Raw genomic sequence first — 11822 nt, forward strand, 5'->3', positions numbered from 1 at the left:
ACCCGTACGCGTCATGCGGCCTAATCCGCCGCATGACGAGCCGCGCTTTCATCACCGGTGTTTCCGGACTGACGCTGAACCAGGCCGAGCGCGAGTTTCTGCGCGCCGAGCAGCCATGGGGCTTCATCCTATTCAAACGCAACATCGACACCCCGGCGCAAGTCTCTGCGCTGGTGAAGGAAATGCGCCATATCGTCGGCGCGGGGGATGCCCCGGTCCTGATCGACCAGGAGGGCGGCCGGGTGCAGCGGCTCGGTCCGCCGCATTGGCCGGTCTATCCGCCCGGGGCGATCTTCAGCGCGCTCTACGACATCGAGCCGCAACTCGGGCTGACCGCCGCCCGGCTCAGCAACCGCCTGATCGCGGCTGACTTGGCCGACCTCGGCATCAACGTCGACTGCCTGCCGCTGGCTGACGTGCCGGTCGCGGATGCCGACGCCGTGATCGGCAATCGCGCCTATGGAACCGAGCCGGCCAAGGTCGCGGCGATCGCCCGCGCCGTCACGGAAGGATTGGAACAGGGCGGCGTGCTGCCGGTTCTCAAGCACATTCCCGGCCATGGACGGGCGACCGCCGACAGCCATCACCAGCTTCCGACGGTCGACACCGCCAAATCCGAGCTGGAACGGACCGATTTCGCGGCGTTCCAGCCCCTGGCGGACCTGCCGATGGCGATGACCGCACATGTTGTGTTTAGCGCGCTCGACCCCGTCCATCCGGCCACGACTTCTGCGACAATCATCGCGCAGGTGATTCGCGGCGTGATTGGGTTCCAGGGTTTGTTGATGAGTGATGACGTGTCGATGAATGCTTTGGCCGGCTCGATCGGCGAGCGGACGGCGGCCATCGTCAAGGCCGGCTGCGACATGGTCCTGCACTGCAACGGCGATATCGATGAGATGCGCGCAGTGGCGCGGCAGACGCCGGAATTGACCGGTACTGCGCTGGTGCGCGCCAAGCGCGCGCTGGCCGCGCGCAGGGCCCCACAGCCGCTGGATCGGCAGGCGGCAAGGGCGGAACTGGACGCGTTGATGGAGCGGGTGGGTACGGTATGACCGCGGAAATTCTATCGTTTGAGACCGGTCGTCCGACGGCGGAGGTTACACCTCCCGACGAGCCGTCGCTGGTCGTCGACGTCGAGGGCTATGAGGGCCCGCTCGACCTGCTGCTGACGCTGGCGCGGTCGCAGAAGGTCGATCTCGCCAAGATCTCGATCCTGGCGCTGGCCGACCAGTACCTGCTGTTCATCGAGGAGGCTCGCAAGATCCGCCTGGAGCTCGCGGCCGACTATCTGGTGATGGCGGCCTGGCTCGCCTTCCTGAAGTCGCGCCTGCTGCTGCCGGAGCCGCCGACGGCGGAGGGACCGAGCGCCGAGGAAATGGCGACCGCGCTGGCCAACCGGCTGCGCCGGCTGGAGGCGATCCGCGAGGCCGCGAACCGTCTGATGAACCGGCCGCAGTTCCAGCGCGATATCTTTCCGCGCGGCAATCCGGAATCGATTGCGGAAATCCGCCATCCGAAGTTCACGGCGACGCTGTACGACCTGCTGTCGGCCTACGCCACGCAGCGTCAGGCGCGGGTGCTGACCTCGGTGCATCTGGCCAAGCGTACGGTGTGGTCGCTCGCCGAGGCGCGGGCCTCGCTCGAACGTCTCGTCGGCATTGCCGAGGATTGGAGCTGCCTCGACGAGTTCCTGATGAATTACGTCGCCGATCCCACCCAGAAGGCGACCGTGTTTGCGTCGAGCTTTGCGGCCGCCCTCGAGCTGGTCCGCGAAGGCGAGATGGAGATCAACCAGAAGCAGGCGTTCGCGCCGATCTATTTCCGGAAGCGTCCTGCGCAAGCCGCGATGGCTGCGCCTGACCTGTCGGTTGAGTAAGTGGAAGAAGGAGACGAGGCCATGGCGAGCCTGGCGGAAAAGCGCATAGAAGAGCCCGAGGAAGCCCCTCCGGCGGATCCGATGGCGCGTCCCGAGGAACTGCGGCTGCTGGAAGCATTGCTGTTTGCTTCCGCCGAGCCGATCGAGCAGGCCGCCCTTGCGAAGCGGATGCCCGACGGCGTCGACATCAAGGCGGCGCTGGCGCAGTTGCAGGCCGAATATGCCCCGCGCGGCGTCAACCTCGTGAAGGTCGCCAACAAATGGACCTTCCGCACCGCCGGCGACCTGGCGTGGCTGATGACCCGCGAGAGCACCGAGACCCGCAAGCTGTCGCGTGCGGCCATCGAGGTGCTGGCGATCATTGCCTATCACCAGCCGGTGACGCGCGCCGAGATCGAGGAAATCCGCGGCGTGGTCACGTCGAAGGGAACGATCGACGTCCTGCTGGAGACCGGCTGGATTCGTCCCCGCGGCCGCCGCAAGACGCCGGGCCGTCCGCTGACCTTCGGAACCACCGACGGCTTCCTGTCGCAGTTCAGCCTGGAAGCGCTCGGCGATCTGCCGGGGCTCGAGGAGCTGAAGGGCACGGGCCTCCTGGATTCGCGTCTGCCGACCGGCTTCAGCGTTCCGTCGCCCTCGGATGAGGCGACCTTGCGCGACGACGAGGATCCGCTCGAGCCCGGCGATACGCTGGAACTGCTGTTGGCGCCAGCGGCTGAGGCTGAAGCCGAAGCTGAGCCGGCGGCGGAAGCGGCAGCCGAGGCTGAACCGGATCGCGAGCCTGAATCGGACGCCGAGACCGGTGAGGCCGCTTCCGACGACGGCGAAGACAAGGGCGAATAGGCCCGAATATTCCCGGTTAACGGTAGCAATATTACGTAGCCGCGACAGCGATTTGCCGCGGCCGAAGTCCTTGTTTTTGACACCCCGCGGGCCTACCTTCCGACCAAAGCTTGGGCCGGTCCGCCGGCCATTTCTGGAGGGTTTGCAGGATGGGTTCGTTGAGCATTTGGCACTGGATCGTCGTGATCGCAGTGGTCCTGCTGCTGTTCGGGCGCGGCAAGATTTCGGACCTGATGGGCGACGTCGCCCAGGGCATCAAGGCCTTCAAGAAGGGCATGCAGGACGACGACAAGACGGCGGAGAAGCCTGAGCCCGCCAAGGCGATCGACCACAATGCGCAGCCGTCAGCCGCGCGGTCGGATGTCGGCAGCAAGGCCGTCTAAGGCCTTTGCGCGATCACATTTTTTCTTGGGACGTTTTTCCGGCCTTGGGCCGGTGACGGCTGCGTGCGAAAGCGCTATGGACGCCGTTGAGAAAGGACGCTGACAGCCCCAAATCCTGCTAAACGGGGGTGGGCTGTTGTGGCGCTTAGGCAGACAATTCCATGTTCGATATCGGGTGGAGTGAATTCGTCGTCATCGCGGTCGTCGCGCTGATTGCGATCGGCCCGAAGGAATTGCCGGGCGTGCTGCGCATGATCGGGCAATGGATGGGCAAGGCCCGCAAGATGGCGTCCGAATTCCAGGGCCAGTTCCAGGAGGCCATGCGCGAGGCCGAGATGGCCGATCTCAAGAAGAGTTTTGACGAGGTCAAGGAAGCCGCCACCGGCTTGACCAGCGGCAACATCATGACCTCGCTGCAGAAGGACGTCAGCGACGCCCTGCAGATCGAGAAGCCCGTCGATGCCCAGGTCGCATCCGCGATCGATGCGCCGGTGACGCCGACGACACCAGCCGAGCCGACACCCGAAACGTTTGTTGAGGCTGAGGCTCATTCCGCTGCGAACGAGCCGCTTGCGATCACCAACGAAGTGCAGCCGCAGCCGGCGCCGCAGGACGTCGCGCCGGTGCAGCCCGAAGTGCTGAAGGACGCGAGAGCGTCATGAGCGCCGAAGACATCGAGGCCAGCAAGGCCCCCTTGATGGATCATTTGATCGAGCTGCGCTCGCGGCTGATCAAGGCGCTGCTCGGCTTCGGATTGGCCTTCATCCTCTGCTTCTTCTTCGCCAAGCAGATATTCAATATCCTCACCTGGCCATTCTTCTGGGTGGCAGGACCGGATTCGAAATTCATCTATACGGCGCTGCTCGAGTATTTCCTCACCCAGCTCAAGCTTGCCATGTTCGGGGCGGCCTTCATCTCGTTCCCGATCGTCGCCGGGCAGGTCTACATGTTCGTGGCGCCCGGGCTCTACAAGCATGAGCGCAATGCCTTCCTGCCGTATTTGATCGCGACACCGGTCTTCTTCGTGCTCGGCGCGATGCTGGTCTATTTCGTCGTCTTCCCGATGCTGACGCGTTTCTCGCTCGGCATGCAGCAGGCCGGCAGCGCGGAGACGGCGCAGATTCAATTGCTGCCCAAGGTCGGCGAATATCTCTCGCTGATGATGTCGCTGATCTTCGCCTTCGGCATCGCGTTCCAGCTGCCGGTGATCCTGACGCTGCTCGGCCGCATCGGCATCGTGACGTCAAAGATGCTGCGCGAGAAGCGGCGCTATTTCATCGTTGTTGCCTTCATCATCGCGGCCGTGCTGACGCCGCCTGACGTGCTAAGCCAGGCCTCGCTCGCGATCCCGCTGCTGTTGCTCTATGAGGGCGCGATCGTCGCCGTGCGCATGGTGGAAAAGAAAGCCGCCGCCGCGACCGCGTCGTCCGGCACGCCGACCGAGGCCAATCCGGCCGAGTAGGGCCTGTCTTCGCTGTTCCAAAATCGGTCTATTCGGGGTACTGGAGACGCGCCCTAAAGCGGCACAATCCAGGAAACTCCCGCCATGCACGACATCAAAGCGATCCGCGACAATCCGACAGCCTTCGACGCCGGCCTGAAACGGCGTGGTCTCGGGCCGCTGTCGCCGTCGCTGCTGGCGATCGACGAGAAGCGCCGTGCCGCGATCCTGGCGTCCGAGCAGGCGCAGGCGCGCCGCAACGCTGCGTCGAAGGAAATCGGCGATGCCAAGAAGGCCAAGGACGAGGCGCGTGCCGCCAGGCTGATGGCCGAGGTCGCCGAGCTCAAGACCACGATGCCGCAGCTCGAAACGACCGCGAAGACCGCCGACGAGGAGCTGGCGAAGGAGCTGTCGTCGATTCCCAATTTGCCGCTCGATGAGGTGCCTGATGGGACCGACGAGCACGGCAATGTGCAGCGTCACGTGTTCGGGCAAAAGCGCACTTACGGTTTTGCGACCAAGCCGCACGACGATCTTGGCAACGGCCTCGGCTATATGGACTTCGAGGCGGCAGCCAAGCTCTCCGGTGCGCGCTTCGTCGTACTGAAGAAGGGGCTCGCGCGGCTCGAGCGCGCGATCGGGCAGTTCATGCTCGACCTGCACACCAATGAGCACGGCTACACCGAAATCAATCCGCCGCTCCTGGTGCGCGACGCCGTGATGTTCGGCACCGGTCAATTGCCGAAATTCGAGGACGATCAGTTCTGGGCGATCAAGGGCGAATTGCTGGCGACGCCGAATGCCGATCTGCGCGGCGAGCGCCTCGGCTTGATTCCGACCGCCGAAGTCTCACTGACCAATCTCGCGCGCGAGTCGATTCTCGACGACAAGGAGCTGCCGATGCGGCTCACCGCGCTGACGCCATGCTTCCGCGCGGAAGCGGGTGCGGCCGGCCGTGACACCCGCGGCATGATCCGCCAGCATCAGTTCACCAAGGTCGAGCTGGTGTCGATCACGACGCCCGAAACCAGCAAGGACGAACTCGAGCGCATGCTGTCCTGCGCCGAGGAAGTGCTGCGCCGGCTCGACCTGCATTATCGCGTGATGACCTTGTGCGCCGGCGACATGGGCTTCTCCGCGCAGAAGACCTACGACATCGAGGTGTGGATGCCCGGGCAGGGCGACGGCGGTGCCTATCGCGAGATCTCGAGCTGTTCGGTGTGCGGCGATTTCCAGGCCCGCCGGATGGATGCGCGCTATCGCGGTCCCGACGGCAAGCCGCGCTTCGTGCACACGCTGAACGGCTCCGGCACGGCGGTCGGCCGCGCGCTGATCGCGGTCATGGAGACCTATCAGCAGCAGGACGGTTCAATCGCGGTCCCCGACGTGCTGCAGCCCTATATGGGCGGGCTCAAGGTGATCGAGCACAACGGCTGAGCGGGAACGCATGCCATGCCCCTGCATCGTGACATCCACTGGCTTGGGCGCCAATGGGCCGTCACGGGGTATGGCCTGCAGCTGATCAGCCAGAAGCCGAATGGCGCGTTCGACATCGAGATCGCACATCTCTGGCACGAGCCGCTGCTCGCAACGGTGCAGGCGCAGGCCTGGCTCGACAAGGCCGATTTCGACAAGGCGCTGGAATTGGCGCGGACGCGCTTTGCCGACGCGCAAACGACATCGGATGCGGCAACGAACAGCGACCCGGTGCTGCCGCTGATCAAGAGCATCCTCGCCGAGCCGCCGCAGAAGCCGCGGCCGCGCGCCGAGCCCAAGCCGGCACGCGCCGTCAACGGCTCCGTTGCGAAAGCCGCGGAGCCGGTTGCGCCACAGCCGGCCCCGCGCAAGCTGGCCATTGTCGAATTCCGCCTGAAGGGCGCGGGCAGTGCCAGGTTCGTCCGGCCGTGGCGGGTGATGCTGAAGCGCTGACAGCATGATCCCGGAAAAGTGGAGACCGGTTTTCCCTCGCGACAAACGCGTAGCGTTTGCGCGGGGATCATGCTCAAAAATAACCGGAATTCGCCGGGTTTGCCTCGGCGGGAGCGGGGGGCTAATACGGGACCCCAGCAATTAAGTCAGCCACGAATCAGAACAAAAGGCATTTTGACGGATGCGCATTCTCTGCACCAATGACGACGGCATCAACGCTCCCGGCCTCAAGGTGATCGAGCAGATCGCGCGCGCGCTCTCCGACGACGTCTGGATCGTCGCGCCCGAGCTCGATCAGTCCGGCGTCTCGCATTCGCTGTCGCTGAACGATCCGCTGCGGTTGCGCGAAGTCGGGCCGCGGCACTTCGCCGTGCGCGGCACGCCGACCGATTGCGTGATCATGGGCGCGCGCCACATCCTCGGCGAGAAGCTGCCTGACCTCGTGCTGAGTGGCGTCAACAAGGGCCGCAACGTCGCCGAGGACGTGGTCTATTCCGGTACCATTGCGGGCGCGCTCGAAGGCACCATCCTCGGCATTCCCTCATTCGCGCTGTCGCAGGAATTCTCGATCGACACGCGCAATGCGCCGCTGTGGGACACCGCACTGAAGTTCGGCCCCGACATCGTCCGCAAGGTGCTCGATGCCGGCGTGCCGAAGAACACGGTGGTCAACGTCAACTTCCCGTCCTGCATGCCCGACGACGTCAAGGGCATCCGCATCACGCGGCAGGGCAAGCGCAATCTCGGCTTCCTCAAGATCGATCGCCGTCATGACGGCCGCGGCAATCCTTACTTCTGGATCGGCTTCGAGCGCGCCGCGATGATGGATACGCCGGCGGAGGGCACTGATCTCGCCGCACTCGCCGCGCGCTATGTGTCGGTCACGCCGCTGCGGCTCGACCGCACGGATGAAGCGTTCGCGGAAGCGCTCGTGCAGACGTTGAAGTGAGGCGACGCGCTAAACCGGCGCGCTCTTCATGGCGCTGTTGATGATTTGCGCCAGCGTTTCCAGCTGGAACGGCTTCTGCAGCGCGGGGCGGTCGCGATATTCCGGCGGCAGGCCGGAGGAGCCATAGCCGGTCGCGAAGATGAAGGGGCGGTTGCGCGCGTTGATCAGCTCGGCGACCGGCGTGATCACCTTGCCGTTCACATTGACGTCGAGGATTGCGAGGTCGAATTCGGTGGACTGCGCGAGTTTGACCGCTTCGCCGATCTCGCCGGCCTCGGCCGCGACGCTATGGCCGAGCTCTTCCAGCATGTCGGCGACCATCATCCTGATCATGACCTCGTCCTCTACGAGGAACACAGAACAGCCCACCGGCCGTGTCGCAGTCATGAATGGAATCCTTGCCCGTACGTCCAAATAAATTCGCAAATAACGCCCTGAGGCGCAACGTAAAAACGTCCGTGGGGTGGCTTGCCCCGGCGATGTCCCACGCTTTGACCGGGCGCTGGCGTCTGACCATATGTGGGATGGGAACGCCGGAGGCACAAACGCGACGTGCTCGCGCAGGTTCCTTGGCGGGAACGAAGCCGGCGGGAAATGTTTCCTTAACGGGGAATTTCGATTTCAAATGGCAGAAGTCTAAAATTGCCCAGTGAGACCAAGGCCGTGAGTCCAGAAGCGCCCCAGAAGATGAAGTTTCAGCTGACCCTGCGCCAGCGCGGGATCTCGGATCAGGTCGTGCTGCGCACCCTGGAAGAGGTGCCGCGCGAGGTTTTCGTCGAAAACCGCGATCGCGCTTACGCCTATCAGGACAGCGCGCTGCCGATCGCCTGCGGACAGACCATCAGCCAGCCCTTCGTGGTCGCCTACATGACCGAGCAACTGCAGGTCGGGAAGGATCACCGGGTGCTCGAGATCGGGACCGGATCGGGTTACCAGGCCGCCGTGCTGTCGCGGCTGTGCAAGCATGTGTTGACCGTCGAGCGCTACCGGACGCTCGCCGATGCCGCTCGCAAGCGGCTCGAGAAGCTCGGCTATTACAACGTCGAGGTGCTGTTCGGGGACGGCTTCGACGTGCCCGCCGGGGCCGGCGATTTCGACCGCATCATCGTTACCGCCGCGATGGAGCAGATCCCGGACCGGCTGTTGCAGCGGCTGGAGCAGGGTGGGGTGCTGATCGCCCCCGTCGGGCCGCATCAGGGCACGCAGACGCTGATCCGCGTCGTCAGGACCGATGATCGTTTCGAGCGCAAGTCACTGGTCGATGTGCGCTTCGTGCCGGCGCTGCCGGGAATCGCGCGTGAGCTGTAGGACTACGGAATTTCGCTTGCCGCCAACATCTTATTCGGAGGGTTAAGCGCTTATTTACTCGGCGCGTGTTTACTCAAAACAGGTATTTGTTGCGTACGAGTGAGTAACCATGTCCGGTGTCGTCGAGTTGCTTCGCTCGCGCCGTGTGCCGCAGGTCGCGGTGCTGGCGCTGATGTCAGTGGCCTTTGCAGGCTGCAGCGCCGACATGTCGTCGCGCTTCTCCCAAAATTCCTACTCGCAAAATCCCTTCGCGTTTGATCCGCAGCCGACCGGCGCGGTGCAGCAGCCTCCACCCGAGCGCCGCGAGCTGCCGCAATATGCCCGGCCGCAGTCGCCGCAGTATCAGCAGCAGTCCTATCAGTCGCAGCCGCTGCCGCCGCCGGTCTCGGCGCCGCAATCCTATCCGGTGTCCGGAGGCGGGGTGTCGGGTGGCGGACGCGGGATGTCGTCCTACGCGCCGCCGGCCCAGCCGCGGCTCGAGACCACCGGCACCGTGCCGCGTTCGGTCGCAGCCGCGCCGGCTCCGGTGCAGCACCACGGCACCACCATCATCGTCGGCACCAGCGACACGCTGGAGGTGCTGGCGAAGCGCTACAACGTCTCGACTGCCGAGATCCTGCGCGCCAACGGCTACAAGGGCCCGCGCGCGCTGTCGCCCGGCCAGCAGCTGGTCATTCCGCGTCCGACGGCGACCGCCGCTGCACCGGCGCTCGCGGCACCCATCAGCAAGCCTGTTGCCGTCGCGGCTGGTCCCAGCAACGTCCATGTCGTCAACAAGGGCGACACGCTGATCAGCATCGCACATCAGCATCGCATTCCGGTCGCTGAGCTGGCGCGAGCCAACAATATGGACCAGACGGCCCGTCTCAGCCTCGGCATGAAGCTCACCGTGCCCGGTGCGAAGACCGCCGCCGTCGCTCCGGCCGCGCCCGTCGCGGCGCCGGCGCCTGTCGCCGCCGCGCCGGCGCCGAAGATGGTCGCGAACACCCAGCAGCAGAGCGCGCGCCTGGTGCAGCCGACCGCGAATGTCGAAGAGCCCGCTGCCGCCGCTGAAGCCCCCGCCGTCAAGTCGAGCGAGGCGACCGGTGCGCTGCCGACCTTCCGCTGGCCGGTGCGTGGCAAGGTCGTGACCGGCTATGGCGCCAAGACCAACGGCAAATCCAATGACGGCATCAACGTCGCCGTGCCCGAGGGCACGCCGGTCAAGGCCGCCGAAGACGGCGTCGTCGCCTATTCCGGCAATGAGCTGAAGGGCTACGGCAATCTGGTCCTGGTTCGCCACTCCAACGGCTATGTCACCGCTTACGCTCACGCCAGCGAGTTGATGGTGAAGCGCGGCGATACGATCAAGCGCGGTCAAGTGATTGCCAAGTCCGGCCAGTCTGGCGAGGTGAGCTCTCCGCAGCTGCACTTCGAGATCCGCAAGGGCTCGTCGCCGGTCGATCCGCTGCAGTTCCTCAACGGCGCCTGATAGAAGACGCCGCGATCTCTTCAACTCATCGCCCGGCCTCGCCGGGCGATTTCGTTTTTGGCACTTACTTCCCGCTCAGCCGCACGCCAAGCCGGCCGGCCAGTTCCTGCGTGAACTGCCAGGCGACGCGGCCCGAGCGCGAGCCGCGGGTGGTCGACCATTCCAGCGCCTCGCGCTCGAGCTCTTCGTCGGCGACCTTGATGCCGTAATGGCCGCAATAGCCGCGGACCATCGCGAGGTATTCGTCCTGGCTGCAGCGGTGGAAGCCGAGCCAAAGCCCGAAGCGGTCCGACAGCGAGACCTTCTCCTCGACCGCTTCGCCCGGATTGATCGCGGTCGACCGTTCGTTCTCGATCATCTCGCGCGCCAGCAGATGCCGCCGGTTCGAGGTGGCGTAAAGGATCACATTGTCCGGCCGGCCCTCGATGCCGCCTTCCAGCACCGCCTTGAGCGACTTGTAGGAGGCGTCGTTGCCGTCGAAGGAGAGGTCGTCGCAGAATACGATGAAGCGAAACGGTGCGCTGCGTAAGCGGTCCATCAGGCCGGGCAGGCTCTCGATGTCCTCGCGATGGATCTCGATCAGCTTCAGCCGGTCGGCTGGCTTGCGGTCGAGATTGATGCTGGCATGCGCAGCTTTCACCAGCGACGACTTGCCCATGCCGCGCGCGCCCCACAGCAGCGCGTTGTTGGCGGGCAGGCCGCCGGCGAAGCGTTCGGTGTTCTCGATCAGGATGTCGCGCATCCGGTCGATGCCCTTGAGCAGGTCGATCTCGACGCGGCTGACCCGCGGGACCGGCGCCAGGCGCCCATCCGGGTGCCAGACGAAGGCGTCGGCGGAGCCGAACGACTCAGCAGTATCAGGGGCAGGCGAGGCGACGGCGAGGTGGCGGGCAATGGTCTCGAGCGCATCCGCGATCCGCTCGGCGGTATCGCCGTTCATCTGATCTGACGGGCGTTTTGTCGCGGTTTTGGCGGGCGCCTTGGTGGAGGCCTTGGGCGCGGCTTTCTTCGTTGTTTTCTGGGCTTTTTTCGGCATTTGTCCCGTTCCTGACGGCGCAGCCTTAACGGGCCTTGGAAGCCGCCGCAAGCGGCCTAAATGAGGGGGCGCTCAACGTTGCAATTGGGACCGCGGCCGCTATAGTCCGCGCGAATTTGCCCGGACCGCCATACCGCCCCAGGGACATGAGGGCGCTGCCGGTTCTTCCCCGTCTTACCCGAGGATTGTCCGAATGCTGATTACTCCTGCGTTTGCCCAGGCTGCTGGAGCCGGCGGCGATGCCAACAGCATGTTGATGTCGCTGCTGCCGTTCGCGCTGATCTTCGTCATCATGTACTTCCTGATTCTGCGTCCGCAGCAGAAGAAGGTGAAGGACCACGCCGAGCTCGTGAAGAACATCCGCCGCGGCGACACCATCGTCACCTCGGGCGGCCTCGTCGGCAAGGTCACCAAGGTGGTCGACGACGACCAGGTCGAGTTCGAGATCTCCGACGGCGTCCGCGTCCGCCAGATGCGCCAGATGATCTCGGGCGTACGCGCCAAGGGCGAGCCGGCCAAGGGGGATGCCAAGGACGACGCGGCCGCGAGCTGATCGGCCCGCGTTCGCAATCTGGAATTCTGA

The 11822-nt window shown here is 64.9% G+C and carries 14 protein-coding genes; 12 read left to right on the forward strand and 2 right to left on the reverse strand.

Annotated elements, in window-relative coordinates; translation table 11 throughout:
* The first annotated feature begins 32 nt into the window (after window positions 1–32).
* The 9 genes from nagZ (at window position 33) to surE (ending at window position 7424) form a co-directional block, all read left to right on the forward strand.
* Window positions 33–1055, forward strand: coding sequence for a beta-N-acetylhexosaminidase (gene nagZ, locus JQ604_RS38810; protein WP_212366031.1), 1023 nt, complete (start codon window positions 33–35; stop codon window positions 1053–1055).
* Window positions 1052–1879: a segregation and condensation protein A gene (locus JQ604_RS38815; protein ID WP_212366032.1), complete on the forward strand. Its 828-nt coding sequence runs from the start codon at window positions 1052–1054 to the stop codon at window positions 1877–1879. The genes nagZ and JQ604_RS38815 overlap by 4 nt, the downstream gene beginning before the upstream one ends.
* Before the next feature lie 21 nt (window positions 1880–1900).
* Complete coding sequence (gene scpB, locus JQ604_RS38820; protein ID WP_212366033.1) at window positions 1901–2722, forward strand: SMC-Scp complex subunit ScpB; 822 nt, start codon at window positions 1901–1903, stop codon at window positions 2720–2722.
* Between the two features lie 149 nt (window positions 2723–2871).
* Window positions 2872–3105, forward strand: a complete 234-nt coding sequence (locus JQ604_RS38825) for a twin-arginine translocase TatA/TatE family subunit (RefSeq protein WP_212366034.1) — start codon at window positions 2872–2874, stop codon at window positions 3103–3105.
* Between the two features lie 161 nt (window positions 3106–3266).
* A complete protein-coding gene (gene tatB, locus JQ604_RS38830) occupies window positions 3267–3767 on the forward strand; it encodes a Sec-independent protein translocase protein TatB (protein ID WP_212366035.1) in 501 nt (166 codons plus the stop codon).
* The gene (gene tatC / locus JQ604_RS38835) at window positions 3764–4567 is read left to right on the forward strand and encodes a twin-arginine translocase subunit TatC (protein WP_212366036.1); all 804 of its coding nucleotides are present in this window, start codon (window positions 3764–3766) and stop codon (window positions 4565–4567) included. The genes tatB and tatC overlap by 4 nt, the downstream gene beginning before the upstream one ends.
* A gap of 84 nt (window positions 4568–4651) precedes the next feature.
* Complete coding sequence (gene serS / locus JQ604_RS38840) at window positions 4652–5983, forward strand: serine--tRNA ligase (protein WP_212366037.1); 1332 nt, start codon at window positions 4652–4654, stop codon at window positions 5981–5983.
* A 15-nt stretch (window positions 5984–5998) separates the two neighbouring features.
* Window positions 5999–6475 (forward strand): hypothetical protein, encoded by a 477-nt coding sequence (locus tag JQ604_RS38845; RefSeq protein ID WP_212366038.1) that lies wholly within the window; start codon window positions 5999–6001, stop codon window positions 6473–6475.
* Window positions 6476–6656: 181 nt separating this feature from the next.
* The gene (gene surE / locus JQ604_RS38850; protein WP_212366039.1) at window positions 6657–7424 is read left to right on the forward strand and encodes a 5'/3'-nucleotidase SurE; all 768 of its coding nucleotides are present in this window, start codon (window positions 6657–6659) and stop codon (window positions 7422–7424) included.
* Between the two features lie 9 nt (window positions 7425–7433).
* On the opposite strand, the gene JQ604_RS38855 is transcribed toward surE, so the two are convergent.
* Window positions 7434–7811: a response regulator gene (locus JQ604_RS38855; RefSeq protein ID WP_212366040.1), complete on the reverse strand. Its 378-nt coding sequence runs from the start codon at window positions 7809–7811 to the stop codon at window positions 7434–7436.
* 300 nt (window positions 7812–8111) lie between these two features.
* Between JQ604_RS38855 and JQ604_RS38860 the strand changes: the two genes are divergently transcribed.
* Together JQ604_RS38860 and JQ604_RS38865 are read left to right on the forward strand one after the other, a co-directional pair.
* Window positions 8112–8732, forward strand: a complete 621-nt coding sequence (locus JQ604_RS38860) for a protein-L-isoaspartate(D-aspartate) O-methyltransferase (protein WP_212366041.1) — start codon at window positions 8112–8114, stop codon at window positions 8730–8732.
* A 109-nt stretch (window positions 8733–8841) separates the two neighbouring features.
* Window positions 8842–10203 carry a peptidoglycan DD-metalloendopeptidase family protein gene (locus JQ604_RS38865; RefSeq protein WP_212366042.1) on the forward strand — a complete coding sequence of 454 codons (1362 nt, stop codon included), beginning with the start codon at window positions 8842–8844 and terminating at the stop codon, window positions 10201–10203.
* 64 nt (window positions 10204–10267) lie between these two features.
* On the opposite strand, the gene JQ604_RS38870 is transcribed toward JQ604_RS38865, so the two are convergent.
* Window positions 10268–11239 carry an ATP-binding protein gene (locus JQ604_RS38870; RefSeq protein ID WP_212366043.1) on the reverse strand — a complete coding sequence of 324 codons (972 nt, stop codon included), beginning with the start codon at window positions 11237–11239 and terminating at the stop codon, window positions 10268–10270.
* Between the two features lie 193 nt (window positions 11240–11432).
* On the opposite strand from JQ604_RS38870, the gene yajC reads away from it, so the two are divergent.
* Window positions 11433–11792, forward strand: a complete 360-nt coding sequence (yajC, locus tag JQ604_RS38875; protein ID WP_212366044.1) for a preprotein translocase subunit YajC — start codon at window positions 11433–11435, stop codon at window positions 11790–11792.
* Window positions 11793–11822 lie beyond the last annotated feature (30 nt).

It is taken from the genome of Bradyrhizobium jicamae, from assembly GCF_018130695.1.
Lineage (GTDB): Bacteria > Pseudomonadota > Alphaproteobacteria > Rhizobiales > Xanthobacteraceae > Bradyrhizobium > Bradyrhizobium jicamae_B.

What these genes read in the sequence shown, in the direction of transcription:
- serS (WP_212366037.1), top strand. Translation starts at nt 4,652, where the DNA reads ATGCACGACATCAAAGCGATCCGCGACAATCCGACAGCCTTCGACGCC.
- JQ604_RS38865 (WP_212366042.1), top strand. Translation starts at nt 8,842, where the DNA reads ATGTCCGGTGTCGTCGAGTTGCTTCGCTCGCGCCGTGTGCCGCAGGTC.
- JQ604_RS38870 (WP_212366043.1), bottom strand. Translation starts at nt 11,239, where the DNA reads ATGCCGAAAAAAGCCCAGAAAACAACGAAGAAAGCCGCGCCCAAGGCC.
- yajC (WP_212366044.1), top strand. Translation starts at nt 11,433, where the DNA reads ATGCTGATTACTCCTGCGTTTGCCCAGGCTGCTGGAGCCGGCGGCGAT.
- tatC (WP_212366036.1), top strand. Translation starts at nt 3,764, where the DNA reads ATGAGCGCCGAAGACATCGAGGCCAGCAAGGCCCCCTTGATGGATCAT.
- JQ604_RS38855 (WP_212366040.1), bottom strand. Translation starts at nt 7,811, where the DNA reads ATGACTGCGACACGGCCGGTGGGCTGTTCTGTGTTCCTCGTAGAGGAC.
- JQ604_RS38825 (WP_212366034.1), top strand. Translation starts at nt 2,872, where the DNA reads ATGGGTTCGTTGAGCATTTGGCACTGGATCGTCGTGATCGCAGTGGTC.
- JQ604_RS38815 (WP_212366032.1), top strand. Translation starts at nt 1,052, where the DNA reads ATGACCGCGGAAATTCTATCGTTTGAGACCGGTCGTCCGACGGCGGAG.
- JQ604_RS38845 (WP_212366038.1), top strand. Translation starts at nt 5,999, where the DNA reads ATGCCCCTGCATCGTGACATCCACTGGCTTGGGCGCCAATGGGCCGTC.
- nagZ (WP_212366031.1), top strand. Translation starts at nt 33, where the DNA reads ATGACGAGCCGCGCTTTCATCACCGGTGTTTCCGGACTGACGCTGAAC.
- JQ604_RS38860 (WP_212366041.1), top strand. Translation starts at nt 8,112, where the DNA reads ATGAAGTTTCAGCTGACCCTGCGCCAGCGCGGGATCTCGGATCAGGTC.
- tatB (WP_212366035.1), top strand. Translation starts at nt 3,267, where the DNA reads ATGTTCGATATCGGGTGGAGTGAATTCGTCGTCATCGCGGTCGTCGCG.
- scpB (WP_212366033.1), top strand. Translation starts at nt 1,901, where the DNA reads ATGGCGAGCCTGGCGGAAAAGCGCATAGAAGAGCCCGAGGAAGCCCCT.
- surE (WP_212366039.1), top strand. Translation starts at nt 6,657, where the DNA reads ATGCGCATTCTCTGCACCAATGACGACGGCATCAACGCTCCCGGCCTC.